The organism is Oerskovia enterophila, from assembly GCF_044748475.1.
GTDB classification, from domain to species: Bacteria; Actinomycetota; Actinomycetes; order Actinomycetales; family Cellulomonadaceae; genus Oerskovia; species Oerskovia enterophila.
Genome location: NZ_JBIVFZ010000001.1, coordinates 399,149 through 421,896 on the forward strand (window position 1 = coordinate 399,149; position 22,748 = coordinate 421,896).

Below are 22,748 nucleotides of genomic sequence, written 5' to 3' on the forward strand. Positions count from 1 at the left end.
GTGGCTCGGGTCGTGCGCCGGCAGTGCCGTGCCGGCGCACCGTCGTCGTCGGGTGGTGCTCCCTGCCCGACGGCGTCAGCGGGGTGGTGAGGTCAGCTCTCCTCGGCGAGGGTCGGCTCGGACGGGTCGTCGGACGGGACCTCGGGGGCCACCGCCTCGGAGGTTAGCGCAGCCGGCGGGAACGTGACAGGGCGACCCGCCTTCTCGGTCTCCTCGACGACCTCCACGCTCAGGCGGGCGATCGCGAGCTCCTCCATGGTGGGGACGACCATGACGAGCGTGCTCGTCCAGTCGGGCGAGATGACGCGCGGCTCCTTGCTGCGGACCGCGTTGCGCTCGGGGTCGACCGCGATGCCCAGACCTGCGAGCCCCTCGACGACCTGGGCGCGCACGATGTCGTCGTTCTCGCCCACGCCCGCCGTGAAGGCGATCACGTCGATGCGCCCCAGCACGGCCATGTACGCGCCGATATACTTGCGCAGGCGGTGGATGTAGACGTCCAGAGCCAGCCTGGCGTCCTCGTCGCCCGCCGCGATGAGCTCGTGCAGCGCACGGAAGTCGTTCTCCCCCGCGAGGCCCTTGATGCCCGAACGCTTGTTGAACAGGTCGTCGAGCTCGTCGATCGACATGCCCGCGTTGCGCGCGAGGTGGAAGATGACCGCGGGGTCGATGTCCCCGGTGCGGGTCCCCATGACCAGACCCTCGAGCGGCGTCAGGCCCATCGAGGTGTCGACCGCGATCCCGCCGCGCACGGCCGAGGCCGACGCGCCGTTGCCGAGGTGCAGGACGATGATGTTGAGGTCCTGCAGGCGGCGGCCCAGGACGCGCGCGACCTTGCCCGACACGTAGTGGTGGCTCGTGCCGTGGAAGCCGTACCGGCGCACGCCGTACTTCTCCGCGGTCTCCTTCTCGAGCGCGTAGGTCGAGGCGGCCTTCGGCAGCGACGAGAAGAACGCGGTGTCGAACACCGCGACGTGCGGGACGTCGGGCAGGAGCCGGCGCGCGACCGAGATGCCCGTGACGTTGGCCGGGTTGTGCAGCGGTGCGAGGGGCGCCAGGTCGAGGATCTGGCGCTCCACGTCGTCGTCGACCAGGACCGGACGCGAGAACGTCGCGCCGCCGTGCACCACACGGTGCCCCACGGCGTAGACGTTGGCGTCCGCGAGCCGCGGCCCGACCTCGTCGAAGAGCGAGAGCGCGATGCGCAACGCGTCGCCGTGGTCCGCGACGTGCTCCTCGCGCGTCGTCGTGTTCCCCGCGAAGCGGTGCTTGATGACCCCGCTCGACTCGCCGATGCGCTCGATCGTCCCGGCGGCGATGGCCTCGCCGCCCACCGGGTTGACCAGCTGATACTTGAGCGAGGACGAGCCCGAGTTCATCACGAGCACCGAGCCGTGCGCGCCGTACGCCGAGTACGGGTTGGTGCGCTCGTGCTCCGGGAGGACGGTCATGCGGATGCTCCGTTCGTGCTGGACAGGGCGGTCGACCCTGCCTGTGCCTGGATGGCCGTGATGGCCACGGTGTTGACGATGTCCTGGACCAGGGCACCGCGCGAGAGGTCGTTCACGGGCTTGTTGAGGCCCTGCAGGACCGGTCCCACGGCCACCGCGCCGGCCGAGCGCTGCACGGCCTTGTAGGTGTTGTTGCCCGTGTTGAGGTCCGGGAAGATGAAGACGGTCGCCTTGCCGGCCACGTCCGAGCCCGGCATCTTGGAGGCCGCCACCGAGGCGTCCACCGCGGCGTCGTACTGGATGGGGCCCTCGACGAACAGGTCGGGGCGACGGCTGCGGACCAGCTCGGTCGCCGAGCGCACCTTGTCGACGTCGACGCCCGAGCCGGACTCGCCCGTCGAGTAGGACAGCATCGCGACGCGCTGGTCGATCCCGAACTGCAGCGCCGTGGCCGCGGACGAGATGGCGATGTCCGCGAGCTGCGTGTCGGTCGGGTCGGGGTTCACGGCGCAGTCGCCGTAGACCAGGACCCGGTCCTCGAGGCACATGAGGAACACCGACGAGACGACCGAGACGCCCGGGACGGTCTTGATGATCTCGAACGACGGCTTGATGGTGTGCGCCGTGGTGTGCCGGGCGCCCGAGACCATGCCGTCTGCCAGGCCGAGGTGGACCATCATGGTGCCGAAGTAGGACACGTCCGGCACGATCTCGCGTGCCCGCTCGACCGTCATGCCCTTGTGGGCGCGCAGCCGCGTGTACTCCTCGGCGAACCGCTCGACGAGCTCGGGGTCGTGCGGGTCGATCACGGTCGCGGCGTCGATGTCGAGGCCCAGCTCGGTCGCGCGCGCCCGGATCGACTGCTCGTCGCCCAGGATCGTGAGGTCCGCGACCTGACGGCCCAGGAGCGTCGAGGCCGCGCGCAGGATGCGGTCGTCCTCGCCCTCGGGGAGCACGATGTTCTTGCGGTCCGCGCGGGCCCGGGACAGGAGCTCGTACTCGAACATGAGCGGCGTGACGACCTCCGGTCGCGGGACGTCGAGCCCCGCGAGGAGCGCCGCGCCGTCGACGTTCTGCTCGAACAGCGCGAGCGCGGTGTCGACCTTGCGCTGCGACTCCTTGGACACCCGGCCTCGCGCGCGCGACGCGGCGCTCGCCGAGCGGAACGTCCCCAGGTCCGTGCGGATGATCGGCAGGCTCGGGTCGAGGGCCTCCACGAGGCGCCCGGTCGAGTCGGGCGGGTAGAACCCGCCGTTGAGGATGATGCCCGCGAGCGACGGGAAGTTGCGCGCCTGCTGGGCGGCGAGCAGCCCGATGAGGATGTCGCTGCGGTCGCCGGGCGTGATGACCACGGCACCGTCGACCAGCTTGTCGAGCAGGTGCTCGAGCGACATGGCGCCCACGAGCACGTCGAGCACCTCGCGGCCGAGCAGCTCGGGGTCGCCCAGGGCGAGCTCGCCGCCCACGGCCTCCATGAGCGCGGCCACGGTGGGCGCGTTGAGGAACGGGTCCTCGGGGATGGCCCAGCCGGGCAGCGTGCCCGACGACAGCGTGGCCAGCTGGGCGCGCACGTCCTCGATGCTGGCCGGCAGGCAGCGGTTCGCGATGACCGCGATGGGCTGGGCGTGGTTCGAGCGCAGCTCGGACACGCTGACCTCGATGAGGTTCGCGATGGCCTCGGGGGAGCGCTCGCGGCCCGAGACGACCAGGAGCACGGGTGCTCCCAGGTTGGCGGCGATCCGCGCGTTGAACGCGAGCTCGGTCGGTCCCGCGACGTCGGTGTAGTCCGTCCCGACGACGACCACGAAGTCGCACTGCTTGGCGACCTCGTGGTAGCGCGAGACGATCTGCGCGAGCGCGGCCTCGGGGTCGGCGTGGACGTCGTCGTACGTGACGCCCATGGCCTCCTCGTAGGTGAGGTCGACGCCGTCGTGCGCGAGCAGGAGCTCGAGCACGTAGTCGCGGTCCTGCTCGCGTGCGCCGGCGTCGGCCGGAGCGGACCCACCCGGGGCGCCCGCGCCCTCCACGGGGGCCGTGGCCCCCGTGACGGCGCTGGGCGAGGTCCTGGTCACGGGGCGGAAGACCCCGACCCGCTGGACCCTGCGGGTCAGCAGGTCGAGGACTCCCAGGGCGATCGTCGACTTCCCCGTCTCACCCTCGGGTGAGGCGAGGTAGATGGATCGGGCGGTGCTGGTCACTCGTTGTCGCCTCCGGTAGCGGCGGCCGCGTCGTACGCCGGCCCGCCTTCTGCAGTTGCGGTGTCGCCCGCGTCGGGCCACACCCAGTCACGGACCGAGGGGATGTCCTCGCCGTGCTCCCTCGTGTACTGACGAGCCTCGAGACGCGCGTCCACCATCTTCTGGCGCAGCCCGGCCGCCTTCGACCGCAGCGAGGGCACGCGGTCGATCACGTCGATCACCAGGTGGAACCGGTCGAGGTCGTTGAGCATGACCATGTCGAACGGCGTGGTGGTGGTGCCCTCCTCCTTGTAGCCGCGCACGTGGATGTTCTCGTGCCCGTTGCGGCGGTAGGTCAGGCGGTGGATGAGCCACGGGTAGCCGTGGTACGCGAACACGACCGGCTTGTCCGTGGTGAACAGCGTGTCGAAGTCGCGGTCGGAGAGACCGTGCGGGTGCTCCTTCTCGTCCTGCAGGCGCATGAGGTCCACGACGTTGACCACGCGGACCTTGAGCTCGGGCAGGTGCTGGCGCAGCAGGTCTGCCGCGGCCAGGGTCTCGAGCGTGGGGACGTCCCCGGCGCAGCCGAGCACCACGTCGGGGTCCTCGCCCGGGACCTCGGTGCCCGCCCACTCCCAGATGCCCAGGCCGCGCGTGCAGTGCGCCACGGCCTGGTCCATGGTCAGGAAGTTCGGCGCCGGCTGCTTGCCCGCGACCACGACGTTCACGTACTGGCGCGAGCGCAGGCAGTGGTCGTAGGTCGAGAGCAGCGTGTTGGCGTCCGGCGGCAGGTAGACGCGGACGATCTCGGCCTTCTTGTTGACCACGTGGTCGATGAAGCCGGGGTCCTGGTGGCTGAACCCGTTGTGGTCCTGGCGCCACACGTGGCTCGAGAGCAGGTAGTTGAGGCTTGCGATGGGCCGGCGCCACGGGATGTCGTTGGTGACCTTGAGCCACTTGGCGTGCTGGTTGAACATCGAGTCGATGATGTGGATGAAGGCCTCGTAGCACGAGAAGAGCCCGTGGCGCCCCGTGAGGAGGTACCCCTCGAGCCAGCCCTGGCACTGGTGCTCGGAGAGCATCTCCATGACGCGACCCGCGCGCGCGAGGTGCTCGTCGACGTCGGGCCCGAAGAACTCGGCGTTCCACTGCTTGTCCGTGACCTCGTAGACCGCCTGGAGGCGGTTGGACGCGGTCTCGTCGGGTCCGAAGATCCGGAAGTTGTCCGGGTTGAGGCGGACCACGTCGGTGAGCCACTGCCCCAGGACCCTGGTCGCCTCGGAGAGGCCCGCGCCGGGGGCCGTGACCTCGACGCCGTAGTCGCGGAAGTCGGGCAGCCGCAGGTCCTTGAGGAGCAGGCCACCGTTGGTGTGCGGGTTGTCGCTCATGCGCAGCGTGCCGCGCGGGGCGAGCTGCGCGATGTCCGCGTCGAGCCGGCCCTTGTCGTCGAACAGCTCGTGGACCCGGTAGGAGTCGAGCCAGTCCTTGAGGTCCTGGAGGTGCTCGGGGGTGTCGCGCGCGCTCGCGAGCGGCACCTGGTGCGAGCGCCAGGAGTCCTCGGTCTTCTTGCCGTCGATGGACCTGGGTCCCGTCCAGCCCTTGGGCGTGCGGAACACGATCATGGGCCAGAACGGGCGCTCGTCGTTGCCCGCCGCGGCGTCGGCCTTGATCCGCGCGATGTGGTTGAGCACCTCGTCGAGCAGGGTCGCGAACCGGCGGTGCACCTCGTAGTGGTCCTCGCCGTCGAACCCGCCCGAGAAGAAGTAGGGCGTGTGCCCGTAGCCGACCATGAGGTCGTGCAGCTCGTCGTCGCTGATGCGGCCGAGGATCGTCGGGTTCGCGATCTTGTACCCGTTGAGGTGCAGGATCGGCAGCACGACGCCGTCGTTGACCGGGTTGACGAACTTGTTCGAGTGCCAGCTCGTGGCCAGCGGGCCGGTCTCGGCCTCGCCGTCACCCACGACGGCCGCGACCAGGAGGTCCGGGTTGTCGAACGCCGCGCCGTACGCGTGCGAGAGCGCGTAGCCGAGCTCGCCGCCCTCGTGGATCGAGCCGGGCGTCTCCGGGGCCACGTGCGAGGGGATGCCGCCGGGGAACGAGAACTGCCGGAACAGGCGGCGCAGCCCCTCGGTGTCCTGCGTGATGTCGGAGTACACCTCGGAGTACGTGCCCTCGAGGTAGGAGTTCGCGACGAGGCCGGGGCCGCCATGGCCGGGCCCGGTGACGTAGATCGTGGACTGCTCGCGCTCGACGATCGCCCGGTTGAGGTGCGCGTAGAGGAAGTTGAGACCGGGCGTCGTGCCCCAGTGGCCCAGGAGACGGGGCTTCACGTCGTCCCGGTCGAGCGGCTCGCGCAGCAGGGGGTTCGCGAGCAGGTAGATCTGCCCCACCGAGAGGTAGTTGGCCGCCCTCCACCAGCCGTCGACGCGGGCGAGGGTCTCCTCGGAGAGGGGGACGACCTCACCGGATCGCCAAGGTGTTCCTTCTGTCGGACGCGAGGTGGTCGTAGTCATCGCACGCTCCAGCTGTACCGGGGGATGGTGGCCCCTTCATACAACCCCATCGGCTGGGGCGACGCATGGTTTCGGTGGTCCCACGGAGTGTGAGGTGCGCCCGAAACGGCAGAAAAGGACGAAGGTCCCCGACCGGCTGGTCAGGAAGTCCCGATCGGGTCGTCGACGCGGCCGGCAGTGGTGTGGGTCACGTCTCCCCGCACGGATTCTCCGGGGCAACTCGCGCCCGGTTACCGTGGGGGCGTGTCCGACCAGGCCTCCCCTCGCCCAGGCTTCTGGGCCGTCGCCCGCAGCCCCCGCATGATCGGCTTCCTGCTGCTCTTCCTCCTCGCGGCGGGTGTGTGCGGACGGCTCGGGATGTGGCAGCTCGACCGCGCCTACGAGCGTGCCGAGCTCGCCGAGCAGCACGCCCTCGCCGAGGCCGAGGCCGAGGCGGAGGCTCAGGGGCCGGACGGGCTCGGTGAGCTCCTCCGCCCGCAGTCGACGTTCCCGGGCGAGCTCGTGGGGCGCAAGGTCTGGGTCGAGGGCGAGTACGAGGCCGAGGGGCAGCTCCTGGTCGCGGGCCGCGCGCTCGACGGCGAGACGGGCTTCCTCGTCCTGACGCCCCTGCGCGTGTCCGACGACGGGACGGGCGGCGAGTCCTGGGCCGACCTGTCCGGCCCGCCCGTCGTCCCGGTCGTCCGCGGCTGGGTCCCGACGGCGGACGCTGAGGACGACGTGGCCCTCGCCGTACCCTCCGGCCAGGTGCGCGTCACCGCGTACCTCCAGGCCTCCGAGGCCGACGGGATCGGAGGGCTGCCCGAGGGGCAGACCGACTCGATCTCGTCCGCGGCGCTCGCGAACGTGTGGGGCAACCCCATCTACGGCGGCTACCTCGTCCTGATCGACTCCGACCCGTCCCAGCTCGCGGCGTCCGCGGGCGGCCCGCAGGTGCTGCCCCGGCCCACGATCGAGGGCGGCACGGGCGTCAACGTCCAGAACGCGTTCTACGCGCTCCAGTGGTGGATCTTCGGGGCGTTCGCGGTCCTGCTGTGGGTCCGCCTGGTTCGCGACGAGGCGGCCGGTGGTCGCAAGCGCGGCGACGGCGTCTCGAGCGGGATCGCGGGGCTGCCCGACCTGCCGGCCGCGCCGCGGGGGACAGGCGAGGGGCCGGGGGAGACGGCAGGCGAGGCGGCCGGCGAGGCCCCGGACGGCCCCGTCAGGAACCAGAGGGCGTGAGCTCGAGCAGCAGCTCGACGGTCCCGGCGTCCTCGACCGTGACGAAGCCGAGGTTCGGCGCGCTCACGTCGTAGTCGGAGAACGTCACGGGGATGGACCCGCTGACCTGCGCCCCGCCGCCCACGGTCTGGGCGTCGAGGGTCACGGTGACCTCGTGCGAGACGCCCTTGATCGTGAGCGTCCCGGTCGCCTGGACGGTCGCGGTGCCGCTCGACAGGCCCGACAGGTCGACGGGCGAGGTGAGGACGAACGTCGCGGTCGGGTGCGCCGAGGTGTCGAGGATCCCGAGGAACTGTCGGTCGCGGCCCGAGTCGTCGGTCTCGATGGTCGTCATGTCGACCTCGATGCTGGCCGCCGTGAGCGTGCCGGCCTCGATCGTCGCCCCGCCGCGCACGTCGCTCGTGCGACCGACCACGGTCACGTCCTGTCCCGAGAGGACCTCGTCGACGCGGTAGCCGGCCTGCGACCCGGTGTCGACGGCGTAGGTGCCGTCGGCGACGGGGCCCGCGGTGCCTCCGGAGTCGTCCGCGGAGTCCGACGACGCGCTGGGCGCGACCGACGTCAGGGCGAGCGGGGCGGCCTCGGTCCCGGCCTGTGAGCGGGCGTAGACCCAGGTCCCGCCCAGGAGCAGGGCGCCGCAGAGCAGCACGATCCCGATGGTCAGCGCGACGGTCTTCTTCATGGCAGCCCTACTCCCTAGTTGAACGATCAACTAAGCCTTGTCGGGTTACCTGGGGATTGCCTGGGAGCAGGACGTCGCGAGCGCTGTGAACCTGGGTGCGTGCCGTGCCGTGCAGTCAGCGGCGGATGCTGACCACGGTCGTGTTCAGCTTGATGTTCATGGCGCGCTTCTTGACCATCTGGTCCCAGACGTCCTCCCAGCCCTTCTGCCAGGCCGTGACGCCGCTCGCCTCGCCGTCGGGCAGCGCCATGTCCGGCATGACCCACACGAGGCCGTAGTACGCGGGGATCTTGTCGAGATCGCCATAACCCTGCACCTGATAGGCGTACATCAGATAGCCCTTCAATGCGCCCATCTTGTTGTCGTCGAGATACTGCGCGAAGCTCTTCGAGAAGACGCCGTGCGGGTCGCCGACGGGCTTCGAGATCGGCATGACGCCGTCGAAGCTGCCGAAGATCTCGAAGCGCAGAGCGACGTAGATCGCGGCGGCCGCCGCGAGCTCGGCGTAGGCAAGGTCCTGTTCCACCTTGCTGCACGGCCACCCGAAACCAAGATATTGACAGGCGACCATGAGTCCGTAGTCGCTGAAAGCCATGACCGTCTCGTTCGGCGGCGTGCCGACGACAATGCCTCGTTCGGACCCGTGCGCGACGGCCACGCGCGCGTTGCCGACGGTGAACTCGGAGAGCGCCTGCACCATCTCGTCGTATGCCGGCGACAGGTAGCACGTGCCGAGCTCGGCGATCGACGTACCGCCCTGGTCCGGCACCTGCAACGAATGCGTCTTGCCGGCAAATCGATTCGTCTTCTCCAGCAGGGTGATGTTGGTGAAACCCGCGTCGATGAAGCGCTGCGCGAAGAGCAGTCCGCTCACTCCCGCACCGATGACGACGATGGCACTGTCCTTGGCTACCGACAGCAGTGCGGGCTTCGCGTCGAGCAGGAGGTTCAGATACGACCAGCAGTGCAGGACGGACTCGAAGCACGTCGACGCGTGGACGTACACCGTGTCGTTCGCGCCCTGCAGGTCGAGCCATCGCCACGGAGCTCCGGCCTCGAGCGCGCCGGAGAAGAACTGGTTGAAGTATGGCGTCTGCAACGGATTCACGGCGGGGTGGATCTCGCCGTTCTGATTCTCGTCGACCTGCACGATCTCGTACTGGCCGGGCCGGAACGGCCACCAGGAAGGCGGGTCGTCCAGGAATGCCTTTCGCTGGGCGGCGAGGGTGCCGGGACTGGAGTCGCCGTTGATCCCTACCATCTGATATATCGTGACGACGTTGGTCGCGGCGCGGTTCGCGGCAGGAAGGCCCCACTTTTTTGCTGTCTCGTTGCGATACCCCTGCACCAGGCCGGTCTGGGACTCGACGATGTCGGGAGCGAGGATGACGACCCGATCTTGCGCCCTGCGCGGAGAGACGCGCAGACAGGTCGTGTAGAAGGTGAAGCTGCGGAGCGAATTCAGCAGCGCTCGCTCTTGGCGCGTGTAGTCCATGACCGGCTCGAGCTCGCGCGGATCGCAGGCGATCACGAGAAGCGCCGGATTGACGACGACGTGGTTTCCGCCGGTCTGATAGACCAGTTCCATTGACCCCACCTCCGCGCTCACGGTATCACCGGGCTGGGTCCTTGGCGCGAGAAAGCATTCCGGTCAGGTCATGACGGCGACGGTCTTTCGACAGGCCGCAGAATGCTGTCCGTCATGGCGGGCCCAGGTGTTCGGGTCGCTGATGAAATGGACCATTTCCGGCACGCCGGCGTGCAGGGTTGAGCGCGCAGCACAAAGGGGATCAGCCTGAGGCCCCGTGAGTTGCTCGTCCGCCCCGCGAGCTGCCGTCGCGGTGGGAGGCGACTCAGCGCGCTCGCGCGGCTACTCCTGCTGCCAGGAGTGCCAGAGGCGCGCGTAGTCGCCCCCTGCGGCGACGAGCTCCTCGTGCGGCCCGATCTCGGTGATGCGGCCCCCGTCGACGACCGCGACCCGATCGGCGTCGTGCGCGGTGTGCAGGCGGTGCGCGATCGCCACGACCGTACGCCCCTCGAGCACCGCGTTGAGCGAGCGCTCGAGGTGCCGGGCCGCCCGCGGGTCGAGCAGCGAGGTCGCCTCGTCGAGGATCAGCGTGTGCGGGTCGAGCAGCACGAGCCGGGCGAGCGCGACCTGCTGGGCCTGCGCCGGGGTCAGGACGTGGCCGCCCGAGCCGACCTCGGTCGCGAGGCCCTCGGGGAGGGACTCGACCCAGCCGCGGGCGTCGACCGCGGCCAGCGCGGCGAGCAGCTGCTCGTCGTCCGCACCCTCGTCGGCCAGGCGGAGGTTGTCCGCGAGCGAGCCCACGAACACGTGGTGCTCCTGGGTGACCAGGGCGACGTGGCGGCGCAGGTCGTCGAGCGGCAGGTCGACCAGGTCGACACCGCCCACCTGCACCGATCCACCCGTGGGTGGGTGGATGCCCGCGAGCATGCGACCCAGGGTCGACTTGCCCGCGCCCGAGGGGCCGACCACGGCCAGGCGCTCACCGACGCGAAGGTCCAGGTCGATCCCGTGCAGCACGTTGTGCCCCGCGCGGTACGCGTACTCGACGTCTCGCGCCACGACGTGCTCGTCGGTGGGGACCCGGTCCCCGGCCTCGCGGTCGCTGTCGACGAGCTTGACGCCCACGATGCGGGCGAGCGAGGTCGCCGCGACCTGGATCTCGTCGAGCCAGAAGATGAGCTCCCACACGGGCCCCGCGAGCTGGAACGCGTACATCGCGATGGTCGTCACGGCGCCGAGAGTCGCGTGCCCCGTGGAGATCATGTAGCCGCCCCACACGATGACCGCGACGGGCGCGAGGACGAACGTGAAGTCGACCGCGGGGAACAGCACGGTCCGCAGGTTCAGCGTGTACCTCTCGGCGGCGAAGGCCTCGCGCAGGTCCGCCTGGACCCGTGCCCGACGGCGTGCGCCCAGCCGCAGGGCGTCGACCGTCCGGGCGCCCTCGACCGACTCGGTGATGGTGCCGTTGAGTGCCGCGTACGCGGCCGACTCGCGCTGGTACCCGGGCGAGGCCCGGCGCAGGTACCAGCGGGAGACGACGACCATCAGCGGCACGCCGACGAACAGCGAGACCGCGACGAGCGGCGACGTGAGCAGGCTCGCGACGACCGTGAGCAGGATGGTCACGACCGCGACGATCAGGCGCGGGACGCCGAACCGGACGGCGTGCTGGATGCGGTTGACGTCGTTCGTGGTGCGCGCGACGAGGTCGCCCGTGCCCGCGCGCTCGACGGTCGACAGCGGCAGGGTCGTGACGGTCTCGAGGAAGTCCTCGCGGAGCTCGGCGAAGACGGCCTCACCGAAGATCATCGAGGCCTTCTGGGCGTAGCGGATCAGCACGGCCTGGACGATGACCGCGACCACGCCGATCGCGATGACCTGGTTCACGTAGGTGGCCGTGGTGCCCTGGGTGACCGCGTCGACGAGCCGGCCCAGGATCCACGGGCCCGCGAGCCCGGCGACCGCCGCGACGGTGTGCAGGACCGCGAGCCCGATCAGCGTCCCGCGGTGCTCGCGGACCAGGTAGGCGGTGTGCTTGCGGACGGTGGGGCCGTCGGCGATGGGCAGCTTCATGACACGCCCTTCGAGGCGTCGGAGAGCTCGGGGGAGCTCGAGGTCAGGTGGTCGGTCCCGTGCGCGTCCTCGGTGACCTCGCCGGGCGGCGTGGCCGCGGGCTCGTCCATCGAGCGCCCGACGACGGCGCGGTAGCGCGCGGCCTGCTCACCCTGGTGCGCGCCGCGCGGGCGGTGCAGGAGCTCGCGGTGCGTCCCGTGGGTCACGACGCGGCCGTCCTCGACGAACAGGACGTCGTCCACGTGGTCGAGCACGAGCGGGCTCGCGGTCACGACGAGCGTGGTGCGACCGCGCCGGACCTCGGCGAGGCGCTCGGCGATGCGGGCCTCGGTGTGGGCGTCGACCGCGCTCGTAGGCTCGATGAGGATCAGGATCTCCGGGTCGGTGAGGATCGCGCGGGCCAGCGCCACGCGCTGACGCTGGCCGCCGGACAGGGACCGGCCCTTCTCCGGGAGGTCGCCCGCGAGGCCGTCCGGGACCGAGTCCAGGACGTCGTGCGCGTCGGCGATCATGATGGCGCGCATCAGCTCGGCCTCGAGGTTCCCCCCGCGCACGTCGAGCTCCTCGCCGAGCACGCCCGAGAACAGGTGCGGCGTGGCCTCGGCGACGACGATGCGCTCGCGCACCACGTCCTTGTCGAGGTCCGCGAGCCGGACCCCGCCCAGGTGCACGGGCGTGCCCGCCTCCGCGACGTCGTCGAACCGGCCCATGCGCGTGGCGATGCGCGCCGACTCGTCCGGGTCCACGCTCACGAGCGCGACGACCCGGCCGGGTGCGAGCTCGACGCCGCTCGCGTCGTCGACCAGCACCGAGCCCACGGGCGGCGTCGTGGCCGTGCCGGGCGTCGCGCCCGTCGCGGGGACGACCGAGAGGACCTTGATGAGCTTCTTCGCGGCGACGTGCGCGCGCGTCGTGGCCTGGAGCGTCTGGGTCGCGATCTGCAAGGGCCACGACAGGAACGCCGCGTAGCCGTAGAACGCCACGAGCTGCCCCGGGCTGATCTCACCGCGCACCGCGGCGTGCGCGCCCAGGTACAGGACCAGGGCCACGAACAGCCCGGGCAGCAGGACCTGGAGCGCGTCGAGGTAGGACTGCGTCGTCGCGACGCGCACGCCCGTGCGGCGCACGTCCTGCGACTGGGTCCGGTACCGGTCCGTGAAGACCTTCTCGCCGCCGATGCCGCGCAGGATCCGCAGGCCCGAGACGGTGTCCGCGCCGAGCGTCGTGAGCCGGCCCGAGGCCTCGCGCTGGGCGGCCTGGCGCTGCTGGAGCGGCTTGACGAGGAACGCGAGGATGCCCGCGACGACCGGCAGGCCCAGGACGACGACGAGCCCCAGCTGGAACGAGGTGCTCAGCATGATGCCCGCGACGACCGCGTACGCCATGAGCGAGCCCGCGAACCGCGCCGCGATCGCGTAGACCTCGCCCACGCGCAGGGCGTCCGACGCGACGGCCGAGACGACCTCTCCCGTGGGGAGCTCGTCGGTGATGGTGTGCCCCGAACGGGCCACGGTGTCCCCGACGAGCTGCGACGTGGTGAAGGCCGAGCGCAGCCAGTTCTCGATGTCGAAGCGGTGCCCCACCGCGGCGGCGGCCACCTGGACCACGCCGATCCCGAGCATGACCGCGGCCCAGCCCAGCAGGACCGCGCCGAAGCCCTCGCTCAGTCCTTCGTCGAGGGCTCGGCCGAGCACGTAGGGCATGACGGCCTGGCACCCGAACGTGACCATGCCGAGCAGGACGGCGATCGTGAGGATGCCCCACTGGCGGCGGGCGAGCCACCAGAGGAGGGCGCCAGGGCCGGTGAGCGGAGGGGTGCCCGGGTCGGGGAGGGGGAGGGGTCGCACGGTCACTAACATTAGGTGTGGCCACCGACACCGAGCCACGGATTTTCGCACAGCGTAAGGAAACCTTCCCATGACCACGCCCGACCCCGCCGGCACGCAGCAGACCTCCGACGCCGTGGCGCAGGCCCCCACGCAGGAGGTCGTCGACACCGCGGTCCGCAAGGCCCGCGGCGCGCTCGCGCGCTACCGCGTGATGGCTCTCATCACCGGTGTGATGCTCCTGATCCTGTGCGTCGAGATGATCGTCAAGTACGGCGTGGGCGCGTTCGTCGACGTCGACGGCGTGATGCGCTTCGTCGGCTGGATCCCGTTCGCGCACGGGTGGATCTACGTGGTCTACCTCGTCACGGTCCTCGACCTGTGGTCCAAGATGCGCTGGAGCTGGGGCCGCCTGACCAGCATGGTGTTCGCCGGTGTCGTGCCGGTCATGTCCTTCGTCCTGGAGAAGAAGGTCCACCGCGAGGCCGAGGCCAAGCTCGACGCGCTCGTGGAGCAGTACGCACGATGACCTCGCTGCCGCCGCTGGTCGCGCCCTCGACCGAGCCGCTCAGCCCTGAGGAGCTCGCCCGGTACTCGCGGCACCTCGCGCTGCCGGGCATCGGGATCGAGGGCCAGCAGCGGCTGCGCGCCGCGCGCGTCCTGGTCGTGGGCGCGGGCGGGCTGGGCAGCCCCGCGCTGCTCTACCTCGCGGCGGCGGGGGTCGGCACGATCGGGATCGTCGACGACGACCGCGTCGAGGTCTCCAACCTCCAGCGCCAGGTGATCCACGGCGGCTCGGACGTGGGACGGCCCAAGGTCGCCTCCGCGCGGGCCGCGATCGCCGAGGTCAACCCCCACGTGACCGTCCGCCTGCACGAGCAGCGCCTCGACGCGGGCAACGTCCTGGACGTCCTGGCCGGCTACGACCTGGTCCTCGACGGGACCGACAACTTCGCGACCCGCTACCTCGTGGGGGACGCCGCGGAGATCGCGGGCATCCCGTGCGTGTGGGGATCGATCTTCCGGTTCCAGGGCCAGGTGAGCGTCTTCTGGGCGACGCCCCCCGGGGGCGAGGGCGTGGTCTACCGCGACGTGTTCCCCGAGCCGCCGCCCCCCGGCACGGTCCCCGACTGCGCCACGGGCGGTGTGCTCGGCGCCATGTGCGGGACGATCGGCTCGGTCATGGCGACCGAGGCCGTCAAGCTCGTCACGGGCGCGGGTCGTACGCTCCTGGGACGCCTCGCGGTCTACGACTCGCTCGAGCTCACGTGGCGCCACCTCACGGTCCGTGCCGACCCGCAGCGCGAGCCGGTCACGGGCCTGCTGTCCGGGGACCAGGCCTATGAGGCGTTCTGCGGGCTGGCGCCGGTTCCCGCGGGCGCCGGCGCGGCGCGTCCTGCGGTCGCGGGGGGCCTCTTCGAGAGTCTCTCCGGCCCGACGGCGGAGGGGCGCCTCGCGGTCGACCTCGCCGGGGTCCCGGGGGAGTCGGGCGTGCGCGGGCTGCCCGGGGCGGGCACGGTCCTCGGTGCGCCGGTCCGCGGGCCGGGCGTGGCGTCGTCGGGCGCCGTCGGCGCTCCGGCCGGAGCCGGCCCGGCGCCGACGAGCCTGACCCCCCGCGAGCTCGCCGCCCGCCTCGCCGACCCCGACGACGACCTGCTGCTGCTCGACGTGCGCGAGGACTGGGAGACGCAGATCGTCGGGATCGACGGCGCCCGCGTCGTGCCGAGCGGGGTCTACGCCGGGCCGGACGCGCGGGCTGCGCTCGCGGACCTTCCCCGGGACCGGACGGTCGCGGTGCTGTGCAAGGTCGGGGGCCGGTCGGACCGGGTCGCGGGGCTCGCACGAGCGGTGGGCGTGGACGCGCGCAACGTCGAGGGCGGGGTCCTGGCGTGGGTGCGGGACGTCGAGCCGGGGCGCCCGACGTACTGACCGCTCCGCCGAGGTAGAGGCCTGCCGTCGAGGTAGAGGGCCAGAAGCCTCTACCTCGACGAGAAGCCTCTACCTCGGTGAACCGGTCACAGCGCCAGGTCGAGGTTCCCGCCGCCCAGCACCCCGGCCCCCGTGAGACCGGCCGCCGGCCCGGCGCCGCCCGACCCGGTCCGGCCCACCATCCCGTCGACCGGTGAGCTCGCGAGCGCCTGCTCGCGTCGCGGGATGCGGCCCGCGAGCGCGGCGAGACGCCCGGCCTCGACCGCGAGCCGCATGGCCGTGGCCATCCGCACGGGGTCGGCGGCGCGGGTGACCGCGGTCGCCAGGAGAACCCCGTCGCACCCGAGCTCGAGGGCGTGCGCGGCCTCGGACGCGGTCCCGATCCCCGCGTCCAGGATCACGGGCACCCGGGCGGCCGACGCGATGGCCGCGATGTTGCGCGGGTTGAGGATGCCGAGCCCCGACCCGATGGGCGCACCGAGCGGCATGACGGCCGCGCACCCCACGTCCTCGAGGCGGCGCGCGAGGATGGGGTCGTCGTTGGTGTACGGCAGCACCGTGAAGCCGTCGCGGACCAGGGTCTCGGCGGCCTGGACGAGCCCGATCGGGTCGGGCAGGAGCGTCACGTCGTCGGCGATCACCTCGAGCTTGACCCAGTCCGTGCCGCAGGCCTCGCGCGCGAGGTGGGCCGTGAGGACTGCCTCCTTGGCCGAGAAGCAGCCCGCGGTATTGGGCAGGGCGCGGATGCCGAGGCGGTCGAGCAGGCCCCAGATGCCGGTCTCGCCCGCACCCCCGTCGCCGCCCGCGCCACCCGACGGACGCACCCGCGCGACGCGGCGCATCGCGACGGTCGTGAGCGCGGTCCCGGACGCCACGAGGGCGTCCTCGAGCGTCAGCAGGTTGGCCGCGCCGCCCGTGCCCATGACCAGGCGGGAGCCGAGGGGGACGCCCGCGACGACCAGGGAGTCGTCGGGTGCGCGGTCCGTGTCCTGCCTGGTGTCAACCACCCTGCACCGCCGTGACGACCTCGACGCGGTCGCCGTCGCGCAGGGTCGTGGACGACCACGTGCTGCGGGGGAGCACGGCGTCGTCGATCGCGACCGCGACGCCGCGGGGGACGTCCCCGGTGTCCCCGACGAGCTCGGGCAGGAGCGCGGCGACCAGCGCTGCGACGGTCGTGGGGGCGGTGAGCGGGTAGGGCTCGCCGTTGACGAGGGGGCTCGCGGTCGAGCGCGGGTGCACGGTGGTGCCCGCGGGAGGGTTCGTCGGCCGCGCGCCGGTCGTCGTGGACGAGGGAGTCGGGTGGGTCATGTGGTCCTCCGGGAGGTGGGAGCCGAGGTAGAGGTCTGCCGTCGGGGTAGAGGGCCCCACCCCGCTACCTCGACGCGAGCCCTCTATCTCGCGGGGGTAGGGGTGGGCGAGAAGCGCAGGGGGTCGATCGCCGCGACCGCGGGCGGCAGCGGCTGGCCGGTCAGGACCGCGTCGATCGCTGCTCCCGTCACGGGGGCGAGCAGCACGCCGTTGCGGTAGTGGCCCGTGGCGAGGACCAGGCCGGGGACGGTGGTGGGCCCCAGGAACGGCAGGTTGTCGGGCGTGCCCGGGCGCACGCGCGGGGTGACCTCGACGAGGGCCAGCTCGTCGAGCCCGGGCAGCAGGGCGCGCGCGTCGCGCAGGAGCGCGAAGACGCCGCCCGCGGTCGCGCGCCGGTCGTCGGGGTGCTCCTCGCTCGTCGCGCCGACGACGACCTCGCGGTGCCCGTCGGGCCCGGGCGTACGCGGTACGACGTACACCGGACGCCCTTGCACGATCCCGCGCACCACGTGGTCGAGCGTGAACCACGAGGGGGCGTCGAGCCGCAGCGTCTGCCCCTTCACCGGACGGGTCGGGGCGCACACCTCGGGGACGTCCGCGAGCAGGTCCCCCGAGTTCGCACCCGCCGCGAGGACCACGGTCCCCGCGCGGTGCTCGACGCCCGTGTCGTCGAGCGCCCCGGTCACGGGAGAGCCGGGTCCGGACGCGCGCAGCAGCCGGACCGCCCGGCGGCGCACGACGGCGGCGCGCGGGTCCCGCGCGAGGGCCGCGGTCAGCGCGCGGTGCACCGCGCGGGGATCGACCTGATGGTCGCCCGGTGCCCAGAACGCACCGGCCACGCGCGGCCCGACGAGCGGTTCGCGCTCGCGCGCCGCCGCGACCGAGATCTCGGTCGAGTCGAGCCCCCAGGCCTCCTGGAGCGCGCGCACGCGGCGCCCGAGCGCGAGGTCGTCGCCGTCGTAGGCCAGCGTGAGCGTGCCGGTGGGGCGCAGCCCGACGTCGAGCCCCGCGTCCGCCTCGAGCTCGGCCGCGAACGCAGGCCACCGTGCTGCCGAGTCGGCGCCCAGGCGCAGTGCGGTCTCCTCGCCGAAGTCGGCCTCGGTCACGGGCGCGAGCATCCCGGCCGCGGCGTGCGTCGCGCCGTCTCCGGGCGCCGGGTCCAGGACGGTGACGCGCCGACCCGCGCGAGAGGCCCGCCAGGCCGCGGTGAGCCCCACGATGCCGCCGCCCACGACGAGGACGTCCGTGGCGCCGTCGGGCGTGGTGATCGTCCGGTCGCCGGGCGCGGCACGCCCCACGAGGCCCGACGGCGCCGCGCCCCCCGGGCTCCCCTCGCGCCCGGGCGGACGCGCGGGCAGGGCGGGGCGGTCGGTGGACAGGGCTGCGCACATGCGCTCGCTCCCTTCGCTGGCATGACCCAGATCAGGTTCGACGGTCGGCTCTCGCCCTCTCAGCCCCGTGCGGGGCTCCCGTGCTTCGCGGCCACCCTACAACGCACGCCGGCCACGCTCGGGGCGTGCCCACGGGCTGCGCCGCGACCGTGTCCCGGACGGGCCGCGCCTATCCTGGGCGCCGTGACCACTGCTCCGACCGGCGACGCCGAGCCCCGACAGCACACCTCGCCCCAGCGCACCAGCCCCACGGCTCCTGCCGGGCGGGCCCGCCAGGCGGCCGTCGAGCGCCTGCGGGCGGCCCGGCTGTACCTGTGCACCGACGCCCGCGAGGAGCGCGGCGACCTCGAGGACTTCCTGCACGCGGCGCTCGCGGGCGGGGTCGACGTGGTCCAGCTCCGCGACAAGGGGCTCGACGTCGCGCGCGAGGTCGAGCTGCAGGAGGTCGTCGCGCGCGTCGCGACCGAGCACGGGGCGCTGTGGGCGGTCAACGACCGGGCCGACGTCGCCCTCCTGACGGGAGCCCCGGTGGTGCACATGGGTCAGGGCGACCTGCCCGTGCCCGCGGTCCGGTCGCTCCTGGGCGAGAGCCCGCTGCTGGGCCGCTCGACGCACTCGCTCGCCCAGGCCACGGCCGCCGAGGCGGATCCCGAGGTCGACTACTTCTGCGTGGGACCGCTCTGGGCGACGCCGACCAAGCCGGGGCGCGACGCCGTCGGGCTCGACCTGCTGCGACAGGTCGCCGCGACGGCGCCGACCACGCCGTGGTTCGCGATCGGCGGTGTCGACGCCGCGCGGCTCGACGAGGTGCTCGACGCGGGGGCCGAGCGCATCGTCGTGGTGCGTGCGATCACGGGCGCGGCCGACCCCGAGCGGGCCGCTCGCGAGCTGCGCGGACGGCTGCCCGCCTGACGCGCGCAGTGATCCCCGTCGCACGTCGTGGACCGATGCCGGGGATCGGCGCCGAGCCAACTATCCTGGGCTGGTGACACCCACCCCCTCAGCCCCCCGGCCCGTATTGGTCGTCGACTTCGGCGCACAGTACGCCCAGCTGATCGCGCGTCGCGTGCGTGAGGCCAAGGTGTACTCGGAGATCGTCCCCCACACCTTCACCGTCGAGCAGATGCTCGCCAAGAACCCGGCAGCGATCATCCTGTCCGGTGGTCCCTCGTCCGTGTACGCGCAGGGTGCGCCCTTCGTGGACCCCGCGCTGTTCGACGCCGGCGTGCCCGTCCTGGGCATCTGCTACGGCTTCCAGGCCATGGCCAAGGCGCTCGGTGGCACGGTCGCGCAGACCGGCCTCAGCGAGTACGGCGGCACGGCCGTCGAGGTCTGCCAGGCCGGTGCGCTGCTCGCGGGCTCGCCCGACCAGCAGACCGCCTGGATGAGCCACGGCGACGCCGTCCACGCGGCCCCCGAGGGCTTCGAGGTCCTCGCGACCTCGGCCGGCTCCCCGGTCGCAGCGTTCGAGGACACCGGGCGCCGCCTCTACGGCGTGCAGTGGCACCCCGAGGTCAAGCACTCCCCGCTGGGCCAGAAGGCTCTCGAGAACTTCCTGTACCAGGGCGCGGGCCTCGCCGGCGACTGGACCCCGGGCAACGTCATCGCCGACCAGATCGCGCTCATCCGCGAGCAGGTCGGCGACGCGCGCGTCATCTGCGGCCTGTCCGGAGGCGTCGACTCCTCGGTCGCCGCGGCACTCGTCCAGCAGGCCGTGGGCGACCAGCTCACGTGCGTGTTCGTCGACCACGGCCTGCTGCGCGCGGGCGAGGTCGAGCAGGTCGAGCGCGACTTCGTCGCGGCCACGGGCGTCAAGCTCGTCGTCATGGACGAGAAGCAGCGCTTCCTCGCCGCGCTCGCGGGCCACTCGGACCCCGAGACCAAGCGCAAGATCATCGGCCGCGAGTTCATCCGCGCGTTCGAGCAGGCGGCGCGCGACATCGTCGCGGACGCGGGCGATCACGGTGGTGAGGTCAAGTTCCTCGTCCAGGGCACCCTGTACCCGGACGTCGTCGAGTCCGGCGGCGGCGAGGGCACGGCCAACATCAAGAGCCACCACAACGTGGGCGGCCTGCCCGACGACCTGCAGTTCTCGCTCGTCGAGCCGTTGCGGGCCCTGTTCAAGGACGAGGTGCGCGCCGTGGGCCGCGAGCTCGGCGTGCCCGAGGTCATCGTGGCCCGTCAGCCGTTCCCCGGCCCCGGGCTCGGCATCCGCATCGTCGGCGAGGTCACGGCCGAGCGCCTGGAGATCCTGCGCGCAGCGGACGCGATCGCGCGCGAGGAGCTCACGAAGGCCGGCCTGGACGACGAGATCTGGCAGTGCCCCGTGGTGCTCCTGGCCGACGTCCGCTCGGTCGGCGTCCAGGGCGACGGCCGCACCTACGGTCACCCGATCGTGCTGCGCCCCGTCTCCTCGGAGGACGCCATGACCGCGGACTGGACGCGCCTGCCGTACGACGTCCTCGCGATCATCTCGACGCGCATCACGAACGAGGTCAAGGACGTCAACCGCGTCGTGCTCGACGTGACGAGCAAGCCGCCGGGCACCATCGAGTGGGAGTGACCTCCCGCTGAGCCGCGAAGGGCCGGCCGCGCAGAGGAATCTGCGGGGCCGGCCCTTCGGCGTCCCCGAAGGCCTGCGACCGAGGTGACCCTCCACCCACCCGGTACGTTCGTGCGGTACCTTGCCCGTCATGGAACCGCACGCGACTCGTCAGCGCTTCGTCGGAGAGCCCTGATGTTCGGTCGGTCCCGGCGGCCTCAGGTCCCCGCTCCTGACGATCTCGTGGTCTCGAGCGTCGAGGTCCTGGAGAGCGGCCTCGCCGTGACACGGGTCGTCCGGTGGCCGGACGGGTGGACCTACCTCTCCGCGGTCGAGTCCGACGAGTCCCAGCCTGTGGTCGCGCACTTCCACGACGTGCTGGCGATCGATCCTGGGCTCGCGAGGCTCCCGCTCCGCCGAGCACAGCTGGCGATCCGGGCTGCGAGTCACGACAGGGTGGGGCCGTGGACCCTCCTCGGGCCGTACAACACTCGAATCCTGGAGCAGATGCTCGGCGACGGGACGCTCGACCGGAAGCAGGAAGGGATGCTGCGAGACCTTCCGGAGCACGACCGCGGAGGCCATCGACCGGAGCCCGAACGGTGGTCGCTCCGCGACGTCGTCGAGTGGAACGCGCAGCACCCGCAGACCTATCCCGTCCCCGGGGACACGTCGGGGGTGGTCCCGGGACGTCTCGTCAAGCTCGTCTTCGTCCCCGACGCGGGGATCGGCGAGCGCATGTGGGTGCTCGTGACCGAGGTCGAGGGCGATCGCATGGTGGGTCTGCTCGACAACGACCCGGCGGGTATCGCCGGCCTGCTCGCCGGAGACCGCGTCGAGTTCGAGCGTCGACACGTGCTGGAGCTGGAGACCCTGTCCCAGGACTGAGCCTCGGTCGGCCGTGCGGCCGGGAGCTTTCGGCCCCGGTTCTACCCCCGCGCGGCCTTCTCCTCGCGGTACGCCGCCGCCTTCTCGTACGCCTTCTCGACGTCGGCGAGCACGCTCGGCCAGCCGCTCGACGGCCGGACCTCGCGGTTGTGCGCGACGATCCGGTCGAGCAGGCCGTCCTGCGTCACGAGCCGCACGATCTGGTCCGTCATCTCGGCGTCGTCGGCGGCGAGCAGCCCGTCGACGCCGTCCGTGAGCCGCTCGGCCACACCCGACTCCTTGCGGGTCACCACGGCGAGCCCCGCCGCCTGCGCCTCGAGCGCCGCGATGCCGAACGACTCCTGGACCGCCGGTGCCAGGAACACGTCGGCGCGCGAGTAGAGGCGCTTGAGCTCGTGCGCGCCGAGGCGCCCCGGGAGGCTGACCGTCGACGAGAGCCCGTGCTCCTTGACGAACCGTCGGGCCGCGTCGAGCTCGGGTCCCTCGCCCGCGATCGTCGCGAAGAGCGCGTCCTGGGGGAGGCGCTCGACGGCCTGCCGGATCGACTCGAGCAGGGGGAGCACCCGCTTGCGCGGCGCGAACCGGGTCGCGGCGACGACGTGCACGGCCTTGCCCTCGCCGCGCGCGCCCCGCTCGACGCGCGGTACTGCCCACTCGTCGAGGTCGAGCCCGTTGTGCAGGATCTCGACGGGCACGCCCGGCCCCGCGATGCGTCGCAGCGGGGCCGCGGTCAGCTCGCTCACGGCCGACAGCAGGATCGGGAGACGCGACCAGTGCGTGACGCGGTCGAGCGCCGCGAACCAGCGTTCGGCCGAGCCCCACACGCTGTGCACGGTCAGGACCGCGGGCAGGCCGAGGCGCGCGACGGGCTTCAGCGACGCCTGCACGGACGGCGTCAGGACGCCCATGTGCAGGTGCACGACGTCGGGCCGTGACGCGCGCAGGCGGCGCGTCACGTGGTGGGCAGCGCGAGGGTGCACGGGATAGCCACCCGGGATCCGGGCCGCGACGCGGTGGATCGTGACGCCGTCGTGCACCTCGGTGCTCACCCCGTGCTCGCCGCGCGCCGAGGGCGTCGTGGTGATCACCTCGACGACGTGGCCCGCCGCGGCCTGCTGGGCCGCGAGGCGGCTCACCTGGGTCTCGATGCCGCCGAGAAGGGGCAGGTAGCAGTCCGTCACATGGGTGATCCTCACCCCCGGATTCTCCCATCGAC

General features: G+C 72.3%; 17 protein-coding genes. 6 read left to right on the forward strand and 11 right to left on the reverse strand.

Annotation, left to right across the window (positions count from 1 at the left end; all coding sequences use genetic code 11):
- Positions 1 to 92: 92 nt before the first annotated feature.
- Genes ACIPWA_RS01760 through ACIPWA_RS01770 form a run of 3 tightly spaced genes read right to left on the reverse strand, consistent with a single transcriptional unit; the run spans position 93 to position 6,141 of the window.
- Positions 93 to 1,451, reverse strand: coding sequence for an acetate/propionate family kinase (locus tag ACIPWA_RS01760; protein WP_400287845.1), 1,359 nt, complete (start codon positions 1,449 to 1,451; stop codon positions 93 to 95).
- On the reverse strand, positions 1,448 to 3,649 hold the full coding sequence (gene pta / locus ACIPWA_RS01765; protein ID WP_400287846.1) for a phosphate acetyltransferase: 2,202 nt from the start codon (positions 3,647 to 3,649) through the stop codon (positions 1,448 to 1,450). The genes ACIPWA_RS01760 and pta overlap by 4 nt, the downstream gene beginning before the upstream one ends.
- Positions 3,646 to 6,141 carry a phosphoketolase family protein gene (locus tag ACIPWA_RS01770; RefSeq protein ID WP_056653910.1) on the reverse strand — a complete coding sequence of 832 codons (2,496 nt, stop codon included), beginning with the start codon at positions 6,139 to 6,141 and terminating at the stop codon, positions 3,646 to 3,648. The genes pta and ACIPWA_RS01770 overlap by 4 nt, the downstream gene beginning before the upstream one ends.
- A 243-nt stretch (positions 6,142 to 6,384) precedes the next feature.
- Between ACIPWA_RS01770 and ACIPWA_RS01775 the strand changes: the two genes are divergently transcribed.
- Positions 6,385 to 7,359: an SURF1 family protein gene (locus tag ACIPWA_RS01775; protein ID WP_400287847.1), complete on the forward strand. Its 975-nt coding sequence runs from the start codon at positions 6,385 to 6,387 to the stop codon at positions 7,357 to 7,359.
- Here the strand turns inward: ACIPWA_RS01775 and ACIPWA_RS01780 are convergent.
- The 4 genes from ACIPWA_RS01780 to ACIPWA_RS01795 form a co-directional block, all read right to left on the reverse strand.
- Positions 7,340 to 8,041 (reverse strand): YceI family protein, encoded by a 702-nt coding sequence (locus tag ACIPWA_RS01780; RefSeq protein WP_400287848.1) that lies wholly within the window; start codon positions 8,039 to 8,041, stop codon positions 7,340 to 7,342. The genes ACIPWA_RS01775 and ACIPWA_RS01780 overlap by 20 nt on opposite strands.
- Positions 8,042 to 8,156: 115 nt before the next feature.
- The gene (locus ACIPWA_RS01785; protein WP_400287849.1) at positions 8,157 to 9,629 is read right to left on the reverse strand and encodes an NAD(P)-binding protein; all 1,473 of its coding nucleotides are present in this window, start codon (positions 9,627 to 9,629) and stop codon (positions 8,157 to 8,159) included.
- A gap of 282 nt (positions 9,630 to 9,911) precedes the next feature.
- Positions 9,912 to 11,645, reverse strand: coding sequence for an ABC transporter ATP-binding protein (locus ACIPWA_RS01790; RefSeq protein WP_068624713.1), 1,734 nt, complete (start codon positions 11,643 to 11,645; stop codon positions 9,912 to 9,914).
- Positions 11,642 to 13,504: an ABC transporter ATP-binding protein gene (locus ACIPWA_RS01795; RefSeq protein WP_400287850.1), complete on the reverse strand. Its 1,863-nt coding sequence runs from the start codon at positions 13,502 to 13,504 to the stop codon at positions 11,642 to 11,644. The genes ACIPWA_RS01790 and ACIPWA_RS01795 overlap by 4 nt, the downstream gene beginning before the upstream one ends.
- Before the next feature lie 58 nt (positions 13,505 to 13,562).
- Between ACIPWA_RS01795 and ACIPWA_RS01800 the strand changes: the two genes are divergently transcribed.
- Both ACIPWA_RS01800 and moeB read left to right on the forward strand, forming a co-directional pair.
- A complete protein-coding gene (locus ACIPWA_RS01800; protein ID WP_056653922.1) occupies positions 13,563 to 14,000 on the forward strand; it encodes a DUF3817 domain-containing protein in 438 nt (145 codons plus the stop codon).
- Positions 13,997 to 15,400, forward strand: coding sequence for a molybdopterin-synthase adenylyltransferase MoeB (gene moeB / locus ACIPWA_RS01805; protein ID WP_400287851.1), 1,404 nt, complete (start codon positions 13,997 to 13,999; stop codon positions 15,398 to 15,400). Before ACIPWA_RS01800 ends, moeB begins: the two co-directional genes overlap by 4 nt.
- A gap of 86 nt (positions 15,401 to 15,486) precedes the next feature.
- On the opposite strand, the gene ACIPWA_RS01810 is transcribed toward moeB, so the two are convergent.
- From ACIPWA_RS01810 to thiO, 3 genes are all read right to left on the reverse strand, one after another.
- Positions 15,487 to 16,323 (reverse strand): thiazole synthase, encoded by an 837-nt coding sequence (locus ACIPWA_RS01810; protein WP_400288445.1) that lies wholly within the window; start codon positions 16,321 to 16,323, stop codon positions 15,487 to 15,489.
- A 76-nt stretch (positions 16,324 to 16,399) separates the two neighbouring features.
- Complete coding sequence (thiS, locus tag ACIPWA_RS01815; protein WP_400287852.1) at positions 16,400 to 16,711, reverse strand: sulfur carrier protein ThiS; 312 nt, start codon at positions 16,709 to 16,711, stop codon at positions 16,400 to 16,402.
- Positions 16,712 to 16,794: 83 nt separating this feature from the next.
- The gene (gene thiO, locus ACIPWA_RS01820) at positions 16,795 to 18,102 is read right to left on the reverse strand and encodes a glycine oxidase ThiO (RefSeq protein ID WP_400287853.1); all 1,308 of its coding nucleotides are present in this window, start codon (positions 18,100 to 18,102) and stop codon (positions 16,795 to 16,797) included.
- Between the two features lie 291 nt (positions 18,103 to 18,393).
- Here thiO and thiE point away from each other — a divergent pair, with 291 nt between their 5' ends.
- The 3 genes from thiE to ACIPWA_RS01835 all read left to right on the forward strand — a co-directional run bounded on the left by thiE (position 18,394) and on the right by ACIPWA_RS01835 (position 21,532).
- Complete coding sequence (gene thiE / locus ACIPWA_RS01825) at positions 18,394 to 19,014, forward strand: thiamine phosphate synthase (RefSeq protein ID WP_400288448.1); 621 nt, start codon at positions 18,394 to 18,396, stop codon at positions 19,012 to 19,014.
- Between the two features lie 73 nt (positions 19,015 to 19,087).
- Complete coding sequence (guaA, locus tag ACIPWA_RS01830; RefSeq protein ID WP_056653929.1) at positions 19,088 to 20,665, forward strand: glutamine-hydrolyzing GMP synthase; 1,578 nt, start codon at positions 19,088 to 19,090, stop codon at positions 20,663 to 20,665.
- Positions 20,666 to 20,839: 174 nt separating this feature from the next.
- Entirely contained in the window at positions 20,840 to 21,532 is a 693-nt protein-coding gene (locus tag ACIPWA_RS01835; RefSeq protein ID WP_400287854.1) for a hypothetical protein, read from the forward strand.
- Positions 21,533 to 21,573: 41 nt separating this feature from the next.
- Here ACIPWA_RS01835 and ACIPWA_RS01840 read toward each other — a convergent pair whose 3' ends face one another.
- The gene (locus tag ACIPWA_RS01840; RefSeq protein WP_400287855.1) at positions 21,574 to 22,728 is read right to left on the reverse strand and encodes a glycosyltransferase family 4 protein; all 1,155 of its coding nucleotides are present in this window, start codon (positions 22,726 to 22,728) and stop codon (positions 21,574 to 21,576) included.
- Positions 22,729 to 22,748 lie beyond the last annotated feature (20 nt).

Bases quoted from the DNA above. Each gene is read 5' to 3' on its own strand.
- thiS (WP_400287852.1), bottom strand. From the start codon at position 16,711: ATGACCCACCCGACTCCCTCGTCCACGACGACCGGCGCGCGGCCGACG.
- ACIPWA_RS01810 (WP_400288445.1), bottom strand. From the start codon at position 16,323: ATGGGCACGGGCGGCGCGGCCAACCTGCTGACGCTCGAGGACGCCCTC.
- ACIPWA_RS01790 (WP_068624713.1), bottom strand. From the start codon at position 11,645: ATGAAGCTGCCCATCGCCGACGGCCCCACCGTCCGCAAGCACACCGCC.
- ACIPWA_RS01800 (WP_056653922.1), top strand. From the start codon at position 13,563: ATGACCACGCCCGACCCCGCCGGCACGCAGCAGACCTCCGACGCCGTG.
- thiO (WP_400287853.1), bottom strand. From the start codon at position 18,102: ATGTGCGCAGCCCTGTCCACCGACCGCCCCGCCCTGCCCGCGCGTCCG.
- ACIPWA_RS01795 (WP_400287850.1), bottom strand. From the start codon at position 13,504: ATGTTAGTGACCGTGCGACCCCTCCCCCTCCCCGACCCGGGCACCCCT.
- ACIPWA_RS01760 (WP_400287845.1), bottom strand. From the start codon at position 1,451: ATGACCGTCCTCCCGGAGCACGAGCGCACCAACCCGTACTCGGCGTAC.
- ACIPWA_RS01835 (WP_400287854.1), top strand. From the start codon at position 20,840: ATGTTCGGTCGGTCCCGGCGGCCTCAGGTCCCCGCTCCTGACGATCTC.
- moeB (WP_400287851.1), top strand. From the start codon at position 13,997: ATGACCTCGCTGCCGCCGCTGGTCGCGCCCTCGACCGAGCCGCTCAGC.
- ACIPWA_RS01780 (WP_400287848.1), bottom strand. From the start codon at position 8,041: ATGAAGAAGACCGTCGCGCTGACCATCGGGATCGTGCTGCTCTGCGGC.
- ACIPWA_RS01770 (WP_056653910.1), bottom strand. From the start codon at position 6,141: ATGACTACGACCACCTCGCGTCCGACAGAAGGAACACCTTGGCGATCC.
- ACIPWA_RS01785 (WP_400287849.1), bottom strand. From the start codon at position 9,629: ATGGAACTGGTCTATCAGACCGGCGGAAACCACGTCGTCGTCAATCCG.